General features: G+C 67.3%; 23 protein-coding genes. 13 read left to right on the top strand and 10 right to left on the bottom strand.

The genetic code is table 11. The features are described 5' to 3' along the window. Positions 1-24 precede the first annotated feature (24 nt). From FIU66_RS02225 to FIU66_RS02215, 3 genes are read left to right on the top strand one after another with little or no spacing between them, the layout of a single operon-like run. Complete coding sequence (locus FIU66_RS02225) at positions 25-651, top strand: GntR family transcriptional regulator (RefSeq protein ID WP_167621194.1); 627 nt, start codon at positions 25-27, stop codon at positions 649-651. Then, a complete protein-coding gene (locus FIU66_RS02220) occupies positions 644-1279 on the top strand; it encodes a DNA-3-methyladenine glycosylase (RefSeq protein WP_167621193.1) in 636 nt (211 codons plus the stop codon). The genes FIU66_RS02225 and FIU66_RS02220 overlap by 8 nt, the downstream gene beginning before the upstream one ends. After that, positions 1276-1929 carry an alpha/beta hydrolase gene (locus FIU66_RS02215; protein WP_167621192.1) on the top strand — a complete coding sequence of 218 codons (654 nt, stop codon included), beginning with the start codon at positions 1276-1278 and terminating at the stop codon, positions 1927-1929. Before FIU66_RS02220 ends, FIU66_RS02215 begins: the two co-directional genes overlap by 4 nt. A gap of 66 nt (positions 1930-1995) precedes the next feature. Here the strand turns inward: FIU66_RS02215 and FIU66_RS02210 are convergent, their stop codons facing one another. Beyond that, the gene (locus FIU66_RS02210) at positions 1996-2421 is read right to left on the bottom strand and encodes a VOC family protein (protein WP_167621191.1); all 426 of its coding nucleotides are present in this window, start codon (positions 2419-2421) and stop codon (positions 1996-1998) included. 183 nt (positions 2422-2604) lie between these two features. Between FIU66_RS02210 and FIU66_RS02205 the strand changes: the two genes are divergently transcribed. Further along, on the top strand, positions 2605-3204 hold the full coding sequence (locus FIU66_RS02205) for an HNH endonuclease (protein ID WP_167621190.1): 600 nt from the start codon (positions 2605-2607) through the stop codon (positions 3202-3204). 33 nt (positions 3205-3237) lie between these two features. Here the strand turns inward: FIU66_RS02205 and FIU66_RS02200 are convergent, their stop codons facing one another. Next, complete coding sequence (locus FIU66_RS02200) at positions 3238-3411, bottom strand: hypothetical protein (RefSeq protein WP_167621189.1); 174 nt, start codon at positions 3409-3411, stop codon at positions 3238-3240. 126 nt (positions 3412-3537) lie between these two features. Beyond that, the gene (gene dapA / locus FIU66_RS02195; protein WP_167621188.1) at positions 3538-4413 is read right to left on the bottom strand and encodes a 4-hydroxy-tetrahydrodipicolinate synthase; all 876 of its coding nucleotides are present in this window, start codon (positions 4411-4413) and stop codon (positions 3538-3540) included. 109 nt (positions 4414-4522) lie between these two features. Between dapA and FIU66_RS02190 the strand changes: the two genes are divergently transcribed. Further along, the gene (locus FIU66_RS02190) at positions 4523-6574 is read left to right on the top strand and encodes a lytic transglycosylase domain-containing protein (protein ID WP_167621187.1); all 2052 of its coding nucleotides are present in this window, start codon (positions 4523-4525) and stop codon (positions 6572-6574) included. Positions 6575-6595: 21 nt separating this feature from the next. On the opposite strand, the gene FIU66_RS02185 is transcribed toward FIU66_RS02190, so the two are convergent. From FIU66_RS02185 to FIU66_RS02175, 3 genes are all read right to left on the bottom strand, one after another. Beyond that, positions 6596-7549 carry a DMT family transporter gene (locus FIU66_RS02185; protein ID WP_167621186.1) on the bottom strand — a complete coding sequence of 318 codons (954 nt, stop codon included), beginning with the start codon at positions 7547-7549 and terminating at the stop codon, positions 6596-6598. Between the two features lie 76 nt (positions 7550-7625). Continuing rightward, entirely contained in the window at positions 7626-8417 is a 792-nt protein-coding gene (locus tag FIU66_RS02180; protein ID WP_191308453.1) for an inositol monophosphatase family protein, read from the bottom strand. A gap of 66 nt (positions 8418-8483) precedes the next feature. Beyond that, entirely contained in the window at positions 8484-9398 is a 915-nt protein-coding gene (locus FIU66_RS02175) for a LysR family transcriptional regulator (RefSeq protein ID WP_167621184.1), read from the bottom strand. 90 nt (positions 9399-9488) lie between these two features. Between FIU66_RS02175 and metF the strand changes: the two genes are divergently transcribed. After that, entirely contained in the window at positions 9489-10361 is an 873-nt protein-coding gene (gene metF / locus FIU66_RS02170) for a methylenetetrahydrofolate reductase [NAD(P)H] (RefSeq protein ID WP_167621183.1), read from the top strand. Between the two features lie 56 nt (positions 10362-10417). Here the strand turns inward: metF and FIU66_RS02165 are convergent, their stop codons facing one another. Then, positions 10418-11572, bottom strand: a complete 1155-nt coding sequence (locus FIU66_RS02165; protein ID WP_167621182.1) for a type III PLP-dependent enzyme — start codon at positions 11570-11572, stop codon at positions 10418-10420. A gap of 172 nt (positions 11573-11744) precedes the next feature. On the opposite strand from FIU66_RS02165, the gene FIU66_RS02160 reads away from it, so the two are divergent. Beyond that, positions 11745-12176, top strand: coding sequence for an Lrp/AsnC family transcriptional regulator (locus tag FIU66_RS02160; RefSeq protein ID WP_167621181.1), 432 nt, complete (start codon positions 11745-11747; stop codon positions 12174-12176). Positions 12177-12185: 9 nt separating this feature from the next. On the opposite strand, the gene FIU66_RS02155 is transcribed toward FIU66_RS02160, so the two are convergent. Beyond that, positions 12186-12815, bottom strand: a complete 630-nt coding sequence (locus tag FIU66_RS02155) for a helix-turn-helix domain-containing protein (RefSeq protein WP_167621180.1) — start codon at positions 12813-12815, stop codon at positions 12186-12188. A gap of 80 nt (positions 12816-12895) precedes the next feature. Between FIU66_RS02155 and FIU66_RS02150 the strand changes: the two genes are divergently transcribed. The 6 genes from FIU66_RS02150 (at position 12896) to FIU66_RS02125 (ending at position 18988) form a co-directional block, all read left to right on the top strand. Then, positions 12896-13624, top strand: a complete 729-nt coding sequence (locus FIU66_RS02150) for a DUF1428 domain-containing protein (protein WP_167621179.1) — start codon at positions 12896-12898, stop codon at positions 13622-13624. After that, positions 13624-14412 carry a VOC family protein gene (locus FIU66_RS02145; RefSeq protein WP_167621178.1) on the top strand — a complete coding sequence of 263 codons (789 nt, stop codon included), beginning with the start codon at positions 13624-13626 and terminating at the stop codon, positions 14410-14412. Before FIU66_RS02150 ends, FIU66_RS02145 begins: the two co-directional genes overlap by 1 nt. Next, complete coding sequence (locus FIU66_RS02140) at positions 14409-15050, top strand: glutathione S-transferase family protein (RefSeq protein ID WP_201281078.1); 642 nt, start codon at positions 14409-14411, stop codon at positions 15048-15050. The genes FIU66_RS02145 and FIU66_RS02140 overlap by 4 nt, the downstream gene beginning before the upstream one ends. Beyond that, the gene (locus FIU66_RS02135; RefSeq protein ID WP_167621177.1) at positions 15047-15394 is read left to right on the top strand and encodes a hypothetical protein; all 348 of its coding nucleotides are present in this window, start codon (positions 15047-15049) and stop codon (positions 15392-15394) included. The genes FIU66_RS02140 and FIU66_RS02135 overlap by 4 nt, the downstream gene beginning before the upstream one ends. Before the next feature lie 118 nt (positions 15395-15512). Beyond that, complete coding sequence (locus FIU66_RS02130) at positions 15513-18602, top strand: valine--tRNA ligase (RefSeq protein WP_167621176.1); 3090 nt, start codon at positions 15513-15515, stop codon at positions 18600-18602. Positions 18603-18664: 62 nt separating this feature from the next. After that, the gene (locus tag FIU66_RS02125) at positions 18665-18988 is read left to right on the top strand and encodes a DUF1992 domain-containing protein (RefSeq protein ID WP_167621175.1); all 324 of its coding nucleotides are present in this window, start codon (positions 18665-18667) and stop codon (positions 18986-18988) included. Here the strand turns inward: FIU66_RS02125 and FIU66_RS02120 are convergent. Together FIU66_RS02120 and FIU66_RS02115 are read right to left on the bottom strand one after the other, a co-directional pair. Next, a complete protein-coding gene (locus FIU66_RS02120; RefSeq protein WP_167621174.1) occupies positions 18975-20078 on the bottom strand; it encodes a pyridoxal phosphate-dependent aminotransferase in 1104 nt (367 codons plus the stop codon). The genes FIU66_RS02125 and FIU66_RS02120 overlap by 14 nt on opposite strands. Continuing rightward, positions 20078-20314 carry an Lrp/AsnC ligand binding domain-containing protein gene (locus FIU66_RS02115; RefSeq protein ID WP_126154199.1) on the bottom strand — a complete coding sequence of 79 codons (237 nt, stop codon included), beginning with the start codon at positions 20312-20314 and terminating at the stop codon, positions 20078-20080. The genes FIU66_RS02120 and FIU66_RS02115 overlap by 1 nt, the downstream gene beginning before the upstream one ends. Positions 20315-20319 lie beyond the last annotated feature (5 nt).

Below are 20319 nucleotides of genomic sequence, written 5' to 3'. Positions count from 1 at the left end.
GCGGCGCGGCCAATCGTGGCCGCCATGAAGGACGCATATTCCCTGATCCTGGCCGCGATCGAAGCCGGCACCTATCGCCCCGGCGACCGGCTGGTCGAATCGGAACTGGCCGAACGGTTCGGCGTCAGCCGCACCCCCGTGCGCGAGGCGCTGCAACGCCTGGAAACCCAGGCCATGCTGGTGCGCGACGGGCGCAGCCTGATCATCGCATCACTGGACCACAACCAGCTGGCCGAACTTTACACGGTGCGCGCCGAACTGGAGGCCCTGGCCGCCCGCCTGGCCGCCCGCCATGCCACGCCCGAGGAAGTGCGCGTACTGGCCCAGATGGTCGAGGACGACCAGAAGGCCGTGCGCGACCCCGAGGCGCTTGCCCGCGCCAACAAGCGCTTCCACCACCAGATCCACCTGGCGTCCCACAACCGCTATCTGGTCCAGCAGCTTGACCTTGTGCATCGGTCGATGGCGCTGATGGCGCGCACCTCGCTGGCCGCCGAGGGACGCAGCGAAACCGCCCTGGCCGAGCACAGGCGGATCGTCGAGGCGATCGCGGCGGGCGATGGGACGGCGGCGGACAAGGCCTTGAGGCAGCATATCTCCATGGCGTGGGAAACCCGGTTGAAGCTGGAAGCCGCAGTGGACCGTGACTGAGGCGGCACGCCTGATCCGCAGCCAGGCCGACCTCGAGGAAGGCGCGGCCTGGCTGGCTGCGGCCTGCCCTGCCTGGGCACGCGTCCTGCCCGGCCTTGGCCCCCTGCCCTTGCTGCGGCGAGAGGACGGATTTGCCGCCTTGGCCGATGCGGTGGTAGGGCAGTTGATCTCGATCACGGCGGCGGCGGCGATCTCGGGGCGGCTAGGGGCGGCGGGGCTGATGACGCCCGAGGCCATGGCCGCCGCGCCGGAGGACAGGCTGCGCGCGATGGGCCTGTCGCGGCCCAAGATCCGCTGCCTGAAGGGCATCGCGGCCGCAGGTCTGGACTGGGACGGCTTGCGCGGCCTGGACGACGACACCGCGCGAGCCACCCTGACCGCCCTGCCCGGCATCGGCGCCTGGACGGCCGAGATCTATCTGATGATGGCGCTTGGCCGGGCCGATGTCCTGGCCGCGGGCGATCTGGCCCTGCAGGAAGGCGCGCGGCTGATGTATGGGCTGGACAACCGCCCGACCGCCGCCAGGTTGCGCCGCATGGCCGAGCCCTGGCAGCCCTGGCGCGCGGTTGCAGCGCGGGGGCTGTGGGCCTATTACCTGAAGGCCAAAGGCCGCGAGGGACTGACATGACCGTTCTGAAATCTGCCCGCAAGGGTCCTGCCAAAGCCGATGCAGTTGTCGTGTTCCTGCACGGCTATGGCGCGGATGGGGCCGACCTGCTGGGCCTGGCCGATCCCCTGTCGGCGCATCTGCCGGGCGTGGCCTTCCATGCCCCGGACGCGCCGGAACGCAGCATCAACAATCCCTTCGGCTTCCAGTGGTTTCCGATCCCCTGGCTCGACGGCTCGACCGAGGCGCAGGCCCGGGAATCGATGGGCCGGTCGATCGGGCTGCTGGACGCCTGGCTTGACAAGGTGCTGGCCGACGAGGGGCTGACGGCGGACCGGATGGTCGTTGTGGGCTTTTCGCAGGGCACGATGATGGCGCTGCACGTGCTGCCGCGCCGCGACAAGCCGGTTGCAGGCATCATCGGCTTTTCCGGCCGGCTGCTGGCGCCCGAGCTGCTGGCGACCGAGGCCAGGGTCAAGCCGCCGGTCCTGCTGCTGCATGGCGACCAGGACCAGATGGTGCCCTTCCAGGACATGCAACTGGCCGGCGAGGCCTTGGAGACAGCGGGCTTCACCGTCTATGGCCATGTGATGATGGGCACCGGCCACGGCATTTCCCCGGACGGGCTGTCGGTGGCGCTGAGTTTCGTGAAGGACCGGCTGGGCAAGTAGCCGGCGGCCGAGGGTTTCACATCCCCGGACCCCCACGGGGATGTTCAGCACAGAAGCTGAGGCCGGTCAGCCCCAGATCGCCGGGTCGGCCAGTTCGATCGAGTTGCCTGCGGGATCGCGCACATAGATCGACCGTGCGCCGTTGGGCCAATGGAAGTCGGCCTCGATCGGAATGCCTTTCGCGATCAGGTGGGTGCGCCAGGGTTCCAGTTGCTCGGGGGCCACGGCAAGGCAGAAATGGCCAGGGCCGTGCGCGCCATGCGGGGGGACCGGCAGGCGGGCATCGGGCCGCGGCGGCTGCCCGGTTGCCGCGGGGTTGAAGACCAGCAGGACCTGCCCCGGCGCCACCCGGAAAAAGACATGCCGCCCCGGCACGGTCTGGAATGGATCAAGTCCCATCACGTCGCGCCAGAAGCGGGTCGCAGCCTCAAGATCCTCGGCGTAGAGCGCCGATTCCAGCGTGCCTTGGACGGGGGGCGCAGAGCGGGTCATGGGGTCAGCCTGCCAGTTCGCCGGGCAGCGGGCAAGCCGCCGTCATGCCAGCGTCACGGGCCGGGGCTATGCAGGCCCCAGGCGGACAGATGGGGGCTTGCCAGATCCCCGACGCGATATATAGTCGGTTTGAAGGATCTGACGGGCGCCCCCGACCACCCCGCGGGGGAGACGGGAAGGCTTATGCTTGACGACCGACACCAGACGGATTTCCGAACCCAGTTCGTGCGCGAGCCCGCAAGCCTGCGCCATTATCCCGCGCTTGTGCTGAACGCGGATTATCGGCCCTTGTCCTATTACCCCCTGTCGCTCTGGCCCTGGCAAGAGGCGATCAAGGCGGCTTTCCTGGACCGCGTGGACATCATCGCCGAATATGACCAGGTGGTGCGAAGTCAGCGACAAGCGTTCCGGCTGCCCTCGGTCGTTGTTCTAAAGGACTATGTAAAACCCCAGAAGCGCGTGGCATTCACGCGCTTCAATCTTTTTCTGCGGGACGAGTTCTGCTGCCAGTATTGCGGGGCCAAGGGAGACCTGACCTTCGACCATGTCGTGCCCCGGTCGCGCGGTGGGGTGACAAGCTGGGACAATGTCGTGGCCGCCTGTTCGCCCTGCAACCTGCGCAAAGCCAACCGCAGCCTGCGCCATTCGGGAATGAGCCTGCGCCGCAAGCCCCGTCAGCCCACACCCGAGGAAATGCACGCGGCAGGCCGGCGCTTTCCGCCGAATCACCTGCATGACAGCTGGATGGATTTCCTGTACTGGGATGCCGAGCTGGAAAGCTGACCAGTCGCCCCGCCCCAGGGTCTGGCTGACGCCTCAGGCGTCGTGGTCGTGCCTGTCGCCCTGCGCCAGATGCACCAGCACCGCCCCGGACAGCGCGATAAGCGCCAGCGCCACCAGCGGAACACCCGCAGTGAAGGATGCCCACAGCGTCAGGGCAGCGACCAGGATAACTGCGGCGATCAGGAACAGGAAATGCGGCAGGGGCATGGCGATCGTCTCCTCATCCCCAATATGGGGCGCAAGGGACCGCTTGAAAAGACGACCGTGAGAATCTGTCGCAGTTTTCCGCCGCGCCCGCCTCTCTGCCCTGCCCTGACCCTGCCGGCGTGACCGTCAGATCAGGCCCGCGTGCTCCAGCGCCGCGTCGATCTGGCGCTTCACCGGATCGGTCAGCCCCACCAGCGGCAGGCGCACCCGTTCGTCGCAAAGGCCCAGGCGAGACATCGCGTATTTCGCGCCGACCAGCCCCGGTTCCAGGAAGATGGCGATGTGCAGCGGCATCAGCCGATCCTGGTATTCCAGGGCCTTGGCGTAATCGCCCGCCAGCGTCGCCTCTTGGAATTCGGCACACAGCTTCGGCGCGACATTGGCCGTCACGCTGATGCAGCCCACGCCGCCATGGGCGTTGAAGCCAAGGGCGGTGCCATCCTCGCCAGACAGTTGCACGAAATCGGTGCCGCAGGTCATGCGCTGCTGGCTCACACGCTCCAGCTTGCCGGTGGCGTCCTTGACGCCGATGATGGTGGGCAGCTTGGCCAGTTCGCCCATGGTTTCGGGCGTCATGTCCACCACGGACCGGCCGGGAATGTTGTAGATGATGATCGGCAGGTCGGATGCCTCGGCCAGGGCGGTGAAATGGGCGATCAGACCCGTTTGGGTGGGCTTGTTGTAATAGGGCGTGACGACAAGGGCAGCGTCGGCGCCGACCTCGGCCGCGTGCCGCACCAGGCCAATGCCTTCGCGCGTGCTGTTCGACCCGGCGCCAGCGATCACCGGGATGCGGCCATTCACGGCGCGCACGACCTCCTCGATCACCAGGCGGTGTTCGTCATGGGTCAGGGTCGGGCTTTCGCCGGTGGTGCCCACGGGGACAAGGCCGTGGCTGCCCTGGTCGATGTGCCAGTCGACCAGCTTCTTCAGCGTGTCCAGATCCAGTTCGCCGTCCGGGGTGAACGGCGTGACCAGTGCGGGCAGGGATCCCTTGAACATGACACGCTTCCTTGCAGGTTTGGTTTGCCGGCCTGATTAACGGGGCGGGCGGAACTTGCCAAGGTTGTGAATTGCGTCGGGCGCATGGGGCGGCGACACAAGGCGGGTGATGCGACTTCTGCGCGACATGATTGCAGCCGGGCTTCTGGTCCTTGCCACCCTTGCCCCCGCCCGGGCCGAGGATGCGGGGGCGATGGCGCTTGCCTTGTCGGCGGCGGATGCGCGCGACTGGGTGACGGCCCGCGACGCGGCGCGGCGCTCGGGACCGATGGCCGAGGCCCTGGTGGGCTGGCAGGCGATGCGCGCGGGCCACGGGCAGATCGGCGATTACATCGATTTCGTTCGCGCCTATGGCGACTGGCCAGGGCTGGCGCTGCTGCGGGAACGGGGGGACGCCAAGCTGCGCCCCGACCTGCCACCGCAGGACATCCGCGACTGGTTGGGGAACCGCCTTCCGGACACGCTGGCGGTGGAGAACGGCTATCTCGCCACGCTGGACCCGCAGGCAGCCGTGGCCGAACGCGCCCGCTTCTGGACCACCGTGCCCCTGACCGCGCCCGAGGAGGCCGCCTTCCTGGCCGCGCACGAGGGCGAACTGGCGCCCCTGATGACCGCGCGTGCCGTCGCGATGCTGGACCGGCAGGAATGGGCGCAGGCCGAACGCCTGCTGCCGCGCCTGCCGGAACCGGACCGTCCCCTTCTGGCCGCGCGGATTGCGTTGCAGGCGGGCCGCGCGGGCGTGGACGACCTGATCCTGGCCCTGCCCGAGCCCGCCCGGGCCGATCCCGGCCTGACAATGGACCGCTATCTGTGGCGGGTCCGCGCCAAGCAGCACGATGGCGCGCAGGCGCTGATGCTGGAGGCATCCACCAGTGCCGAGGCTTTGCGCGATCCTGCCGCCTGGGCGCAGATGCGGGTAGATTACGCCCGCCTTGCAATGCGCAACGGTGATTGGGCCCGGGCCGAGGCTTTGGCCCGGCCGCATTTCCTGCCGCCGGACAACCGCCATTACGCGGATCTGGAATGGCTGGCGGGCTTTTCCGCGCTGAAGCAGGGCGCGGCGGATCGGGCGCTTGCGCATTTCCTGCATCTGGAAACCGTGGTGGGCAGCCAGATCAGCCGGTCTCGTGCCTTCTACTGGCAGGGCCGCGCGCATGGGGCACTTGGCGACCAGGCGGCGGCGGATGCCGCCTATGCCCAAGCGGCCGCTATGCCCGGCACCTATTACGGCCAGCTTGCCGCCGAACGGATCGGCGCGACCATGCCCGCCGATTACGCCGCCCCCGGCCCCCTGCCCGACTGGCGCGGCGCGGCCTTGGGCAACAGCACCGTCTTTCAAGCAGGGCTGTGGCTGCTGGCGACCGGGCGGGCGGACGAGGCGCAGCGGTTCTTCCTGCACCTGTCGGAAACCGCCGACCCGCAGGACACGCTGCGCATGGCCCGCCTGATGGCCGAGGCCGGGATGCCCTGGCACAGCCTGCGCCTGTCCAAGCGCGCCGCCGACAAGGGCGTGATCCATCCGGCCGCGCATTTTCCCCTGACCGGGCTTCACGACGCCGACCTAGGCGTGCCGGCCGAGTTGGTGCTGTCCATCGCGCGCCAGGAATCCGAGTTCAATCCGGCCGCCCGCAGCCCGGTCGGCGCACGTGGCCTGATGCAGGTGATGCCCGGCACGGCCGAGGAAATGGCCCGCAGGATCCGCGAGCCTTATGACGTGGCCCGGCTGACCCAGGACGGAGCCTATAACGCACGATTGGGGGCGGCTTATCTGGCGGGGCTGCGTGACCGATTCGGGGCGTCGACAGCGCTGATCGCCTCGGGCTACAATGCGGGGCCGGGGCGTCCCGCCCGCTGGCTGCGCGACTTCGGCGACCTGCGCCGGGACATGGACCCGGTCGAATGGGTCGAACTGATCCCCTTTGACGAAACCCGCAACTATGTCATGCGCGTGACCGAGGCGATGCCCGTCTATCGCGCCCGCATCCTGGGCCATCCCGCGCCAATCGTCCCCACATGGGACCTGACCGGCGGCGGACTGATGCCGCCCCCGGTGGCGCGGTTGACGCTGGCCTTGTCGGCCCGTCCGGCGGGCAAGCCATTCATCGGGCCAAGGCTGCCCGAGGGGTGGCAGCCAACCTCGATCGAGGCATCGGCCCGGTAAGCGTAGGTGATTGCACGCACGCTACGCGGCTTTGACCCTTGCGCGCCACAGGGTAAACAGCCCGGCCCCAACCACGATGACCGCGCCAATCACCACGTTCATGTGCAGCACTTCACCAAAGACCAGGACGCCGATCACGCTGACCCAGACCAGTTGCGTATAGGCGAAGGGTTGCAGGGCCGAAGCCTCTGCCAGTTCATAGGCGCGGATCAGCAGGTAGTGGGACAGGGTGCCAAGGGCGCAAAGGATCCCCAGCCAGATCCAGTCCGTCGGCGCCAGCCATTCCCAATGCCAGATTCCCAGGATCGTGCCAGTGACGGCCCCAGCGATGCCGGTCCAGAAAAAGCTGACCTGCGCAGGGTCGTCGCGCGCCACGTGCCGCGTCAGCAAGCCGTAGACCGCGAACATCAACGCCGCGGCGAAGGCCAGCAGCGCGCCCGGGTTCAACGCCGTGCTGCCCGGCTGCAGGATGATGAGGATGCCCGCGAAGCCCACGCCGATCGCGGTCCACCGGCGCCAGCCGACCCGCTCTCCCAGGATCGGGCCTGAAAGCGCCGCGACCAGCAGCGGATAAGCCGTGAAGATCGCATGGGTGCCGACCAGGCCGAGGCGCACGAAGGCCTCGATCATGATGGTGGTCTCGATCACCAGAAGGGCGCCGCGCAGGATTTGCGTTTTGGGGCGCCTTGTGCGGATCGCCCTGCGCAGTCCGCCCGGCTGGCGCGAGACCATGGCGATCACGAAGACCCCGAAGACCCAATATCGGATCATGACGATCAGCAGCGGCGGATATTCGGACCCGAGGATGCGCGAAAACGCGTCCTGACCGGCGAAGATCAGGCTGGTCGCGCACATCAGAAGGATCGCAAGCCCGGTCCGGTCGGGACTTCCGCCCAGGGCGGACGGGATCGGCGGCGCGGCCGATGCGGCCGCAGCCGAGACGGCGCAAGGCAGGCTGGTCTTCTGGTGTGGCATGGCATGTCCCCGGATCGACAACCGCCATGCGCCCCCGCTGCCGCAAGGTCAAGACCGGCCTTGCAGATGATGCAAATCAGTCGCGGCTGCGGATGACCTTGGCCAGCGGCTCGAAGATCTGCGGGTTGGCGGCGATCAGGCGGCCCGATTCCAGCGGATCGTCGCCGTCGCGGATGCCTTCCACGAAGCCGCCTGCCTCGCGCACCAGCAGGATGCCTGCGGCCACGTCCCAGGGCTTGTTGCCGCGTTCCCAGTATCCGTCGTACCGGCCCGCCGCCACATAGGCCAGGTCAAGCGCGGCCGCGCCCAGCCGGCGCACCCCGGCTGTCAGCGGCATCAGGCGCGCCAGATCCTGCAGCGCGGCAGGCAGCGGGCCGTTGCCGGCAAAGGGAATGCCGGTGGCGAACAGCGACTCCTCCATCCGGCGACGGCCGGACACGCGCAGCCGCTGGTCGTTCATGAAGGCGCCGCCGCCCTTTTCGGCCACGAACAATTCATCCTTGGCGGCGTCGAAGATCACGGCGGCGACGATCTCGCCCTTGTGCTCCAGGGCGATGCTGACGGCCCAATGGGGCAGGCCGTGCAGGAAGTTGGTGGTGCCGTCCAGAGGATCGACGATCCAGCGGCGGGTGGGATCCTCGCCCGCATCCTCGCCGGTTTCCTCGCCCAGCCAGCCATAGTTGGGACGCGCGCCGCGCAGTTCCTCCTTGATGATCCGCTCGGCCTCCTGGTCGGCCTTGGTGACGAAGTCGCCCGCGCCCTTGACGCTGACCTGAAGGTTCTCGACCTCGCGGAAATCCTTGACAAGGCTGCGCCCGGCCTTGCGGGCGGCCTTGATCATGACGTTCAGATTGGCGCTTGCCATCACATACCTCGGGACATGGGGTTGCAGGCGTCATAGGGGCAAGCGCGGGGAATGTGAAGCGCAAGGGCTTCAGGCGGCGGCGCCCCGCAGCATCCGCAAGGGTTCGGTGCGCGACAGGCGCAGGACATGGGCCATGTAGGGCTGGTTCAGGTCGTCCTGGCGGACAGCAGCGTAAAGCCGGCGGATAATGCCGGCGCGGGTCAGGGGCAGCATGGCGATTTCCGCATTGGCGGATTCGCGGCGCAGCACCCAGTCGGGCATCACTGCCACCCCGCGACCCGAGGCGACCAGCATCAGCGACACGGCGGTCAGTTCCACGGTGCGCTGCTGGGCGGGCTCAATCCCGGCGGGGGTCAGGAACTGGCTGAAGACATCCAGCCGCGCCCGGTCCATCGGATAGGTGATCAGCGTCTCCCCCGCCAGGTCGGCAGGGTCGGCATAGCCTTTTGCGACCAGCGGGTGATCCGCGGGCACCACGAGCGTGGGGGAATAGTCGAACAGCGGCTGATAGGCGATGCCCGCCATTTCCTCGGGGTCCGACGAGATGACCAGGTCAACCTCTTGCCGGGCCAGGGCGGGCAAGGCGCCGAAGGCCAGCCGCTGGCGGATGTCCAGGTCCACCTCGGGCCAGGTCCGGCGGAAGATGTCCAGCACCGGCAGCAGCCAGTCGAAGCAGGCATGGCATTCCATGGCGATGTGCAGCCGCCCGATGCGGCCTGCCTCGACGCCCTTGAACTCGGCCTCGGTGGCCTGAACCAAGGGCAGCACCTGTTCGGCCAGGCGCAGCAGCCGCATCCCGGCGGGCGACAGGCGCATGGGCTTGGCGCGGCGGACGAACAAATCGACGCCCGCCTGTTCCTCCAATGCCTTGACCTGATGGGACAAGGCCGACTGCGTGATGTTCAGGACCTCGGCCGCGCGGGCCAGGCCGCCTTGTTCATGGATGGCGCGGACGGTGCGCAGGTGGCGCAGTTCCAGATGCATGGTGAGCAGGACTCATGTTGATCTTGAGGATTATGAATTTGTCTCACGCAATGCCGCATGGCACAAGCGCCCAAAGCCAAAGGAATCGCCATGTCCCGCCCGCAGATCAGTTTCGAGTTCTTTCCGCCGAAGACGCTGGATGCGTCCTTCCGGCTGTGGGAAACGGCACGGGCCCTGGCGCCGCTGGCCCCGGATTTCGTATCCGTCACCTATGGCGCTGGCGGCACGACCCGCAAGCTGACGCATGAGGCGGTGACGACCATCCACCGCCATTACGGCATCCCGGTTGCCGCCCACCTGACCTGCGTCGAGGCGACGCGGGCCGAGACGATGGAGATCGTGCAAGCCTATGCCGATGCCGGGATCCGAGAGATCGTGGCCCTGCGTGGCGACGCGCCCAAGGGCCAGGACCGCTTTACCCCTCATCCCGAAGGCTTTGCCAATACGGTCGAGTTGATCGAGGCAATCGCTGCGCGCGGCGACATGACGATCCGCGTCGGCGCATATCCCGAGCCGCATCCGGACAGCAGCGGCACGGATGCCGACGTGGCCTGGCTGAAGCGCAAGGTGGATGCGGGCGCGACAAGCGCGATCACGCAGTTCTTCTTTGACGCCGACACCTTCTTCCGCTTCCGCGACAAATGCGCGGCGGCGGGCATCGACGCGCCGATCATCCCCGGCATTTTGCCGATCCAGGGCTGGGCGGGGGCAAAACGCTTTGCCGCGACCTGCGGCACCAGCGTGCCGGCCTGGGCGGAAGAGGCGTTTTCGAAGGCTGCCGCCCAAGGCCCCGCGGCGGAACGCGCCTTGTCGGAACAGGCCTGCGTCAAGCTGTGCCGGGACTTGCTGGAAGGCGGCGTGGACCGGCTGCATTTCTATACGCTGAACCGGCCGGACCTGACGCTGGCGGTCTGCGGGGCGCTTGGGGTCGAGCCGTTGCGCGATCTGGGCGCGGTGGCGTGACCGGGCGACTTCACGCCCCCGACCCCCCTGGGATATTTGAGCCAAGGTGAAAAAGGTTATTCGAAGCCCATGACCGTGGCGCGGGTCATCGCGCCAAAGCCGTTGAATCGAGTGTTGGTGACCATGGAATAGGCCCCGGCGCCGTGGAAGATGACATAGTCGCCTTCGGCAAGGTCGTCCGGCAGGCCCAGCTCGCCCGGCAAGCGGTCCAGCGAATCGCAGGTCGGGCCGAAGACCACCCGGCCGATCCGGGTGCCAGTGCGGGGCTTGCCCTGCGGGGTCAGCACCTCGATCCGGTCGAGATTGCCGATGACCGGAAGTTCGGACAGCCCGCCATAGACGCCGTCGTTCAGGAAGACATCAGTCCCGTCCCTGACCGCCTTGACCCGTGTGATAAGGGCATAGGCGTCGGCGCAAAGGCCGCGCCCCGGTTCGCAGACCAGCAAGGGCGCGTCCGCACCAAAGCATTCCGCGACCATTTGGCTGATTTCGGTAAAGATCGCCTGCAGGTCAGGCTTGCCCCCCAGGACACGGTGCGAGGGGAAGCCGCCGCCCACATTCAGCCGATGTGCCTTGACGCCCGACATGTCGCAGATCCTGCGGGCCATGCGGATATAGCTTGCCCAAGCGGCCGGGTCGGCGCATTGCGTGCCCGGGTGAAAGGTCAGCGACGGGACATAGCCCCGATCCGCCACCAAGCGCAGCAGGTCCGCCGCCAGGTCCGGCGTCGCCCCGAACTTCGAGCCGAAGTCATAGGCCGCACCCGATACCGGCAACTTGAACCGGGCGGAAATCTCGATCCCCTGCCCGTCCATCTGTGTGGGCACCTGCGCGATCAGCTTGTCCAGCTCGCTGCGGCTGTCAACGGACCAGGCCAAGACGCCCTCGCGCACAGCATGGGCGATCTCGCGCGGCGAGCGGACGGGATTGTGGTAATGGCGCGCGGCACCCGGCGCCAGGCGGCCGACCAGGTCGATCTCGAACGGCGAGGCCAGGTCGAAGCCCTGGATCCCGGCGGTCACCAGGTTCTGGATCACGGCCTCGTCCGGGTTGGACTTGACGGCATAGGTGACGAGGCCGGGAAAGCCTTGCAGGAACTGCCGCGCCCGGTCCTGCAGGACGGTCGGGGCGAAGGCCATCACCGGATGGTCGGGCTGAAGATTGCGGATGAGCTCGGCCGGGTTGTCCCAGACGGTCTTCTTTGGCTCCATGGACGGGATCCTTTCGCGCGTTCCGTGCAGGCGGGGCGACAGGGTGACGCTCCTCCCTCCAGCGTGGCGCGTATGGGTGCCGGTTTCACCAGCCAAAAGGGTAGATTTGCGCGCTCGGCCGGTTAGAATGACGATGATTGCGTCAATGTGACGAAGCAGGGGCCCACGGCCGGTGGATGATCTGGATCGCAACATCGTGGCGCTGCTGTCCCAGGACGCCCGCACATCGATTGCCGTTCTGGCCCGGCGGCTGAAGGTCGCGCGGTCGACCTTGCAAGCGCGGCTTGAGCGGCTGGAAACCTCGGGCGCCATCGCCGGATATACGCTTCGCCTGGGCGATGCCGCCCGGCTGGGCCGCATCCGCGCTACCGTCCTGCTGGTGATCGAGCAGCGCAGCCAGCCCGCCATCCTGTCGCGGCTGAAATCCATGCCCCAGGTCGAACGCATCCACACCGCCAGCGGCCGGATCGACCTGCTGGTCCAGATCGTCAGCGGATCGACTGCCGAACTGGACGAGACCCTGGACCGGATCGGCGCCATTGACGGCATCCGGTCGCAGGAAAGCCTGATCCACCTGACGACCAAGCTGGACCGCGCCCTGTGATGGGGCCGCCTAGCGCAACCGGAACAGGTCCACGAAATCCTGCGCCGCGCGCGGATCGCCCGCCAACCCGATCACCCCGTCCCGTGCCAGGTCGGCCAGCGGCACCGGGCCGTAGACCGCCCGCGCCAAGCTGTTGCCATCGCCCGACAGGGTGAAATCCGCGTCCGCCTGACCTGCTGCGGGACGCAGGACACCGCGCACAAGATGCAGGGTGTAAGCCTCGGTCCCCATCGACAGGCCGGCCGTCACCGGCCCCTCGCCCCCCCGGATCATCGCCGTCATCGAGACCACCAAGGCCGTCGGGCTGATGAAGCGCCGGGGATCGTGGCCCGGATGCAGCGCACCCCAACGGCACGCCGCCTGCAGGACCGGCATCAACCCGCGCCCCGAATCCGTCAGCCCGTAAAGCCCGGCGTCATGCGTGACCACGCCTGCGCCTGACAGTTGCGTCAGCCGCTGGGTCAGCACGGCGGCGGTGATGCCTGGCAGCCCGTGGCGGATCGCCTGGAACCGCTTGGGCGCCAGCATCAACTCACGCACCACCAGCAACGCCCAGCGGTCGCCCACCACGTTCAGGGCATGGGCGGCAAGGCATCCTTCGTCATAGCGGATGCGCGGGTTCTGGCGGGTCTCGGTCATGGCTCACGGTATCAGTTGCTTTTTCATACTGCAACAGGCACCATCCCTTTGTCGGGCTTTGCCGACCGAGGGAGGAGTTCATGACCTATATTTCCGGCTTCGTCGCTGCCGTTCCGGCGGCCAACAAGGATGCCTTCATTGCCCATGCCAAGGCTGGCTGGCCCTGGTTCCAGAAACGCGGCGCGCTGCGCATGGTCGAATGCCTGGGCGAGGACGTGAAGCACGGCCGACAGACCGACTTCTATCGCGCCACCCAGGCGGCCGAGGACGAGGTGCCGCTGTTTTCCTGGGTCGAATGGCCGGACCGCGAAACCTGCGACGCGGCCTGGGCCAGCATGGAGGATGGCACCGACCTGCCCGAGATGCCCGCCATGCCCTTTGACGGAAAGCGCATGTTCTGGGGCGGCTTCACCCCCATTGTCGAGGTGGGCGAAAGCCGCCCCGGCAGCTATGTCCAGGGGTTCGTGCTGGCCGCGCCCGAGGAAAAGAAGCAGGCCTATATCGACATGGCCCAAAGCGCGACCGAGATGTTCCGCCGCCTGGGCGCCACATGGCAGGTGGAATGCTGGGGCACCGATGTTCCCCACGGCACGCAGACCGATTTCTATCGTGCCACCCAGGCAAAGGACGGAGAGGTGCCGCTGTTTTCCTGGATCGAATGGCCCGACCGCGCCACCTGCGACAATGCCGCCCGGCAGATGGAATCCGAGATGGCGGGGATGGAGATGCCCTCCATGCCCTTTGACGGGATGCGCATGTTCTGGGGCGGCTTCACGCCGGTCTTCGACAGCAAGGCTGGGGTGCAGTGATGGCCAAGGTTCACGGACATCCGATCTGGTTCGAGCTTGCGACGGCCAAGGGGCAACTGGCCGCGGCGGGCGATTTCTATGCCAGCGTCCTGGGCTGGCGCATCGCCGACAGCGGGATGGAGGGGCTGACCTACCACCTTGCCACCGCCGATGGCGACATGGTGGCGGGGCTGGTGGAGATTCCCGATGGCATGGAGGGAATGCCGCCCAACTGGACGCTGTATTTCGGGGTGGACGATGCCGATCAGGCGGCCGATGACATCCGCACGGCGGGCGGGCAGATCCATGCAGGCCCGTCCGACATTCCCGGCACCGGCCGCTTTGCCGTGGCCTCGGACCCGCAAGGGGCGCCCTTCGGGATCCTTGCCACCCTGCCGATGGAGGATGGCCGCCAGACCCAGGCCTTCGATCAGAAAAAGGCCGGCCACGGCAACTGGACAGAACTGATGTCCAGCGATCCTGCGGCGGGCTTCGACTTCTATGCCCGCATCTTCGGCTGGCAGAAATCGGATGCGATGGACATGGGTCCGATGGGCACCTACCAGCTGTTCCGCCATGACGGCGGCGATATCGGCGGCATGATGGGCCTGGGCAACGCGCCGCAGCCCTGCTGGCTGTCCTATTTCGGCGTGAACGGCATCAACCCGGCCATCCAGCGGATCCGGGACGGTGGCGGCACCATTCAGCACGGCCCGCAAGAGGTTCCCGGCGGCGCCCATATCGCCGTCGCCACCGACCCGCAGGGCGCCTGGTTCGCCCTTGTCGGCCCGCTTAAGGAAACATCATGACGCTGGTCCTGACCACCTATGACTGGGTGCCCGACTTTCCGCGCGGCTTCGTGCGCGATATCCGCGTCCGCTGGATGCTCGAGGAACTGGGACGGCCTTACCGGGTCGAGACGGTGCCGCTGCGGGACAAGTCCCCGGACCATGTCGCGCAGCAGCCCTTCGCCCAGGTGCCGTTCATCCGCGACGGCGACCTGACGCTGTTCGAATCGGGCGCGATCCTGCTGCATCTGGCAGAGGGCACGGTTCTGATGCCACAAGCGCAGCGCCCGCATGTCCAGCAATGGCTGATCGCCGCGCTGAACAGCGTCGAGCCCTTTGTCCTTGCCTGGATCGTGAACAAGGTCTTCGACAAGGACGAGGCAGGCGCTGCCCGCCGCGAACCCATGATGCGCCGGCGGCTGGCACAGTTGCAGGCCGCCCTGGGCGGGCGCGACTGGCTGGCAGGCGACGGCTTCACCGTGGCGGACCTGCTGATGGCCGACATCCTGCGCATTCCCGCGCAGAACGGGTTCCTGGACGACCTGCACGGCCTTGCCGCCTATGTCGAACGCGCGACAGGGCGGCCCGCCTTCGGAAAGGCCATGGCCGATCACCTGGCGCATTGGCGTGCAGCCGATGAAAAGGCGGGGGCGGCATGATCGGCCCCGGGCGCAACATCGCGATCAAGGTGCCCCTGCACCGATGGAACGAGATGGTCGCCTTCTATCGCGACAGGATCGGCCTGCGGGTCGCCCAACAGATGCGGGACAGTATCGGCTTCGACTTCAACGGCTTCACCCTGTGGCTTGACCGGGTGCCCCATCAGGCGCAGGCCGATCTTTGGCTGGAACTGTTCAGCGACAATCCGGACGCCGCCCTGGCGCGACTTGGCAGCCCGCTGCGCGACGAACTCGAACCGCTGGAAGGGGTGACGGGGCACTGGACCTCGGACCCCGCTGGCACCGTCCTGCTGGTCCGCCAACCGCGCGAGGGCGAAACCTGACGCTTGCGCCCTGCCGTGCCGCCGGGCGATGTGGCGGCGCGGCCATGACCCAAGCCATCCCTTGGCCTTTGCCCCTGCATTCGCTAATCCCCTTTCCAAGCGAAGGGGATCTGCCGAGATGAGCATGGACAAAAGCTTTGACGCCAAGGCCGCCGAGGCCAGGATCAGTGCGGAATGGGAACGGGCGAATGCATTCGCCGCCGGGGCCAATGCCCGACGGTCCGAAACATTCACCGTGATGATCCCGCCGCCGAACGTCACCGGCAGCCTGCATATCGGCCATGCCTTCAACAACACGCTGCAGGACATCCTGATCCGCTGGCACCGGATGCGCGGCTTCGATACGCTGTGGCAGCCCGGCCAGGACCATGCGGGCATCGCAACGCAAATGGTCGTTGAACGCCAGATGGCGCAACGCCAGGAACCCGACCGCCGCAGCATCGGACGCGAGGCCTTCACCGCCAAGATCTGGGACTGGAAGCGGGAATCCGGCGACACGATCATCAACCAGTTGAAGCGTCTTGGCGCGTCCTGCGACTGGTCCCGCAACGCCTTCACCATGTCAGGCGCCCCCGGCGCCCCTGCGGGCGAGGAAGGCAACTTCCACGACGCCGTGATCCGGGTCTTCGTGGATCTGTATAACAAGGGCATCATCTATCGCGGCAAGCGGCTGGTGAACTGGGACCCGCATTTCGAAACCGCAATCAGCGATCTCGAGGTCGAGAACCGAGAGGTTCCGGGCCACATGTGGCATTTCAAATACCCTCTGGCCGGCGGCGAGACCTATGAATACGTCGAACGCGACGCCGACGGGAACGTCACCCTGCGCGAGACGCGCGATTACATCAGCATCGCCACGACGCGGCCCGAAACCATGTTGGGCGACGGCGCGGTGGCGGTGCATCCGGATGACCCGCGCTATGCCCCCATCGTCGGCAAGCTGTGCGAGATCCCGGTGGGGCCGCGCGAACACCGCCGCCTGATCCCGATCATCACCGACGAATACCCCGATCCGAACTTCGGATCCGGCGCGGTCAAGATCACCGGCGCGCATGATTTCAACGACTATGGCGTGGCACAGCGCAACGGCATCCCGCTTTACGCGCTGATGGACAGCAAGGGCGCGATGCGCGCGGACGGGCTGTCCTATGCCGAAAGCGCCGAAATCGCGTCTCGCGCGGCGCGGGGCGAGGATGTGGGCGACGTGTCCAACGTCAACCTGGTGCCCGAGGATCTGCGCGGCCTGGACCGGCTGGAGGCCCGCAAGCGCGTCGTCGCGCAGATCAATGCCGAAGGCCTGGCCGTCACCTATCTGCACAAGGAAATCGACGCGGACACCGGGTCGGAACACTTGGAACGCCGTCCGGTCGTGGACAGCAAGCCGATCATGCAGCCCTTCGGCGACCGGTCCGGCGTGGTGATCGAACCCATGCTGACCGACCAGTGGTTCGTGGACACCGCCCGCATCGTCGGCCCCGCACTTGACGCCGTCCGGTCCGGCCGGACCGAGATCCTGCCGGAACAGCACAAGAAGGTCTATTTCAACTGGCTTGAGAATATCGAACCCTGGACGATCAGTCGACAATTGTGGTGGGGCCACCAGATCCCGGTCTGGTATGGCCTCGACCTGTCGCTGGAAGGCCAGGTCGAGGATGACCATGACGGTGCGCTTGACGACGTGGAGATTTTCGCGCTGCTGGAAGAAGGCCTGGTCCACCGCGACGAAATCCACCACGCCGCCGCCAGCTTTGCCGAGGTGGCCGAGCAGTTCCGCGATTCCATCGCCGGCCTGCCCCAGCCGCTCGAGATCGCCCGGATCGTCGAATGCACCGACCGCAATGCCGCCATTGACGCCTTCGCGCGTGGTCTGGCCGATTACAACCTGACCCAGGATCCGACCCGGCTGGTTTATCCGGTCTGGCGCGACCCGGACGTGCTGGACACCTGGTTTTCCTCGGGCCTGTGGCCGCTGGGCACGCTGGGCTGGCCTGAAGACACGCCTGAACTGCGCCGGTATTTCCCGACCGACGTCCTTGTCACCGGCTTCGACATCATCTTCTTCTGGGTTGCCCGGATGATGATGATGCAGCTTGAGGTGGCGGGCGACGTGCCCTTCCGCACCGTCTATGTCCACGGCCTCGTGCGCGACGAAAAGGGCGCGAAGATGTCGAAGTCGAAGGGCAACGTCATCGACCCGCTGTCGCTGATCGACGAATACGGCGCCGATGCGCTGCGCATGACCCTGACCGGCATGGCTGCGATGGGCCGCGACCCCAAGCTGGGGCCGAAGCATGTCGAGGGGGCGCGCAACTTCGTCACCAAGATCTGGAACGCGACGCGCTTTGCCGAGATGAACGGCGTGCGCGGCGGCGGCGCCATGCCCCAGCCCAGCCACACCGTGAACCGCTGGATCATCGGCGAGGTCGCGCGCATCCGCCTTGCCACCGACGAGGCGCTTGCGACATACCGCTTCAACGATGCGGCGAACGGGCTTTACGCCTTTGTCTGGGGCAAGGTCTGCGACTGGTATGTGGAATTCGCCAAGCCCCTGTTCGACGGCGACCACGCCGACGAAACCCGCGCCACGATGGGCTGGGTGCTGGACCAGTGCTATCTGCTGCTGCACCCGATCATGCCCTTCGTGACCGAGGAACTGTGGTCTCTGACTGGGGATCGGTCGAAGATGCTGGTCCACGGCGACTGGCCGACCTATGGCGCCGAGCTGATCGATGCGGACGCCGACCGGCAGATGAACTGGGTGATTTCGCTGATCGAGGCAGTGCGCTCCGCCCGTGCCCAGATGGGCGTTCCGGCAGGCGCCAAGCTGGACCTGATCGTGACCGAGGCGGATGCAGCCGCCCGGGCGGCGCTGACCGCCAATGGGCCGCTGATCGAACGGCTGGCGCGGGTCAATGCGCCGGTCGATGGCGCGGCGGGCAAGGGCATGATCGCGGTCGCAGCGCAGGGGGCCAGCTTTGCCCTGCCCATCGGCGAGGTGATCGACGTCTCGGCCGAAACCGCGCGTCTGCAGAAAGCCGTCGGCAAGACCGAAAAGGACGCCGACGGGTTGCGCAAGCGGCTTGGGAATCCGAAGTTCGTCGAGAACGCTGAACCTGAAGTCATCGAGGAAACGCGAGAGAAGCTGGCAGCGCTTGACGACGACCTGGCGCGGCTGAAATCGGCCTTGGCGCAGTTGGCCGCGATGTGAGGACACTCCTCGGCCCTCGATGCGGGGCCGGGGACCGCAACAAGGCTTCAGGGGGTGCCGGGATGGGCTGGCTGGACCGGATCGCGGAACGGATGATGCTGAAGGCGCGGGCCGAGGGAAAGCTCTCGGGCCTTAAGGGCGAGGGCAAGCCCCTGCCCGATCGCCCGGCGGGCGAGGACGGCACGGCGGTAGGCTTTCGGATCATGGCCCAGGCGGGCGTCCTGCCCGAGGAGATCGTGCTGAAAAAGCAGGTCATCGCCGCGCAGGAACGCCTGGCCCGCCTGCCGGAAGGCCCGGAACGCACGGCCCTTCTGGCCGAGATCGCGCGGCTGCAGATGCGCCAGGCCATCGCCGAGGAAGCCCGGCGCCGCTTCATGCGCGACTGACCGCCGCCACGGCCCGGGGCAAGGCCTCGGCCAGGATATCCAGTTCGGCGTCGGGGGCGCAGCTGATGCGGATGCAGCGGTTCAGGGGCGCGACCCCGGGCATCCGGATGAAGACGCCTTCTGCCGCAAGCGCATCCACCAGGCCGCGGGCGAAGGCGCCGTCGCGGCCGGTATCGACGGCGACAAAATTGGTGGCCGAAGGCAGCGCCGTCATGCCGTTGTCCCCGGCAATGGCGCCGATCCGGGCCCGAGCGGTCGCCACCTGCGCCACGGTCCGGGCCAGCCAATCACGGTCTTGCAAGGCCGCAAGGGCGCCTGCCTGGCCGATGCGGTTCACGCCGAAATGGTTTCGCACCCGGTCGAAGGCGGCGATCAGGTCCGGATGGCCCATGGCATAGCCCACCCGCGCGCCCGCCATGCCATAAGCCTTGGAAAAGGTCCGCATCCGGATGACGCGCGGATCGTCTGCGTCGATGTCAGGAAGGGCGTCGGCCGGGGCAAATTCGGCATAGGCCTCGTCCAGGATCAGCAGCGCGCCTTCGGGCAGATCGTCCAGCATCGTCCGGATCACCGTGCCGTCGTGCCAGCTTCCCATGGGGTTGTCGGGATTGGCCAGATAGACCAGACGCGCGCCCACCTGCCGGACGCGGTCCAGCAGGGCCTGCGGATCCTCGGCGTCGTTTCGGTATGGCACCTTGTCCAGGCAGCCGCCGAAGCCCGCGACATGGAAGTTGAAGGTCGGGTATGCCCCGTCCGAGGTCACGACCACGTCGCCCGGCGCGACGGTCAGCCGCACCAGCAGGCCCAGCAGCCCGTCGATCCCCTCGCCCACGACGATGTTCCGGGGCCGGACGCCGTGATGAGCCGCAAGGGCGCGGGTCAGGTCGTGATTGGTCGGATCGCCGTATTTCCAGACCTCGCCCGCCGCCGCCTGCATCGCGGCAAGGGCGCGGGGGCTGGGGCCGAAGCCGTTCTCGTTCGCGCCAAGTCGGGCGGCGAAGGGACGGCCCGCCTGGCGTTCCAGCGTCTCGGGGCCGACAAAGGGCACGGTGGCGGGCAGGCCCGCCGGGATCGGGGCAAGGCGGATCATCAGAAGGCGCGGAAGGTCATCGTGGTCAGCGTGCGGCTGATATGGGGAATGTCGAACAGCTTCTCAGACAGAAACCGGCCCACATCCTCGTCTTCCGGGATATAGACCTTGGCGATCAGGTCGTAGTCGCCCGAGGTCGAGTAAAGCTCGCTCACGACTTCCCGGTCATAGATGGCCTCGGCGACCTGATAGGTCTTGCCGGGCTCGCAGCGGAACTGGACGAAGACGGGTCGCATGGGTG

It is taken from the genome of Paracoccus sp. AK26 (assembly GCF_011801365.1).
Taxonomy (GTDB): domain Bacteria; phylum Pseudomonadota; class Alphaproteobacteria; order Rhodobacterales; family Rhodobacteraceae; genus Paracoccus; species Paracoccus aerius.
Note: the sequence above shows the minus strand (reverse complement) of the source record. Positions and strands in the feature narration are given on the sequence as shown.

What these genes read in the sequence shown, in the direction of transcription:
- FIU66_RS02225 (WP_167621194.1), top strand. Translation starts at nt 25, where the DNA reads ATGAAGGACGCATATTCCCTGATCCTGGCCGCGATCGAAGCCGGCACC.
- FIU66_RS02215 (WP_167621192.1), top strand. Translation starts at nt 1,276, where the DNA reads ATGACCGTTCTGAAATCTGCCCGCAAGGGTCCTGCCAAAGCCGATGCA.
- FIU66_RS02210 (WP_167621191.1), bottom strand. Translation starts at nt 2,421, where the DNA reads ATGACCCGCTCTGCGCCCCCCGTCCAAGGCACGCTGGAATCGGCGCTC.
- FIU66_RS02205 (WP_167621190.1), top strand. Translation starts at nt 2,605, where the DNA reads ATGCTTGACGACCGACACCAGACGGATTTCCGAACCCAGTTCGTGCGC.
- FIU66_RS02200 (WP_167621189.1), bottom strand. Translation starts at nt 3,411, where the DNA reads ATGCCCCTGCCGCATTTCCTGTTCCTGATCGCCGCAGTTATCCTGGTC.
- dapA (WP_167621188.1), bottom strand. Translation starts at nt 4,413, where the DNA reads ATGTTCAAGGGATCCCTGCCCGCACTGGTCACGCCGTTCACCCCGGAC.
- FIU66_RS02190 (WP_167621187.1), top strand. Translation starts at nt 4,523, where the DNA reads ATGCGACTTCTGCGCGACATGATTGCAGCCGGGCTTCTGGTCCTTGCC.
- FIU66_RS02185 (WP_167621186.1), bottom strand. Translation starts at nt 7,549, where the DNA reads ATGCCACACCAGAAGACCAGCCTGCCTTGCGCCGTCTCGGCTGCGGCC.
- FIU66_RS02175 (WP_167621184.1), bottom strand. Translation starts at nt 9,398, where the DNA reads ATGCATCTGGAACTGCGCCACCTGCGCACCGTCCGCGCCATCCATGAA.
- metF (WP_167621183.1), top strand. Translation starts at nt 9,489, where the DNA reads ATGTCCCGCCCGCAGATCAGTTTCGAGTTCTTTCCGCCGAAGACGCTG.
- FIU66_RS02165 (WP_167621182.1), bottom strand. Translation starts at nt 11,572, where the DNA reads ATGGAGCCAAAGAAGACCGTCTGGGACAACCCGGCCGAGCTCATCCGC.
- FIU66_RS02155 (WP_167621180.1), bottom strand. Translation starts at nt 12,815, where the DNA reads ATGACCGAGACCCGCCAGAACCCGCGCATCCGCTATGACGAAGGATGC.
- FIU66_RS02150 (WP_167621179.1), top strand. Translation starts at nt 12,896, where the DNA reads ATGACCTATATTTCCGGCTTCGTCGCTGCCGTTCCGGCGGCCAACAAG.
- FIU66_RS02145 (WP_167621178.1), top strand. Translation starts at nt 13,624, where the DNA reads ATGGCCAAGGTTCACGGACATCCGATCTGGTTCGAGCTTGCGACGGCC.
- FIU66_RS02140 (WP_201281078.1), top strand. Translation starts at nt 14,409, where the DNA reads ATGACGCTGGTCCTGACCACCTATGACTGGGTGCCCGACTTTCCGCGC.
- FIU66_RS02135 (WP_167621177.1), top strand. Translation starts at nt 15,047, where the DNA reads ATGATCGGCCCCGGGCGCAACATCGCGATCAAGGTGCCCCTGCACCGA.
- FIU66_RS02130 (WP_167621176.1), top strand. Translation starts at nt 15,513, where the DNA reads ATGAGCATGGACAAAAGCTTTGACGCCAAGGCCGCCGAGGCCAGGATC.
- FIU66_RS02125 (WP_167621175.1), top strand. Translation starts at nt 18,665, where the DNA reads ATGGGCTGGCTGGACCGGATCGCGGAACGGATGATGCTGAAGGCGCGG.
- FIU66_RS02120 (WP_167621174.1), bottom strand. Translation starts at nt 20,078, where the DNA reads ATGATCCGCCTTGCCCCGATCCCGGCGGGCCTGCCCGCCACCGTGCCC.
- FIU66_RS02115 (WP_126154199.1), bottom strand. Translation starts at nt 20,314, where the DNA reads ATGCGACCCGTCTTCGTCCAGTTCCGCTGCGAGCCCGGCAAGACCTAT.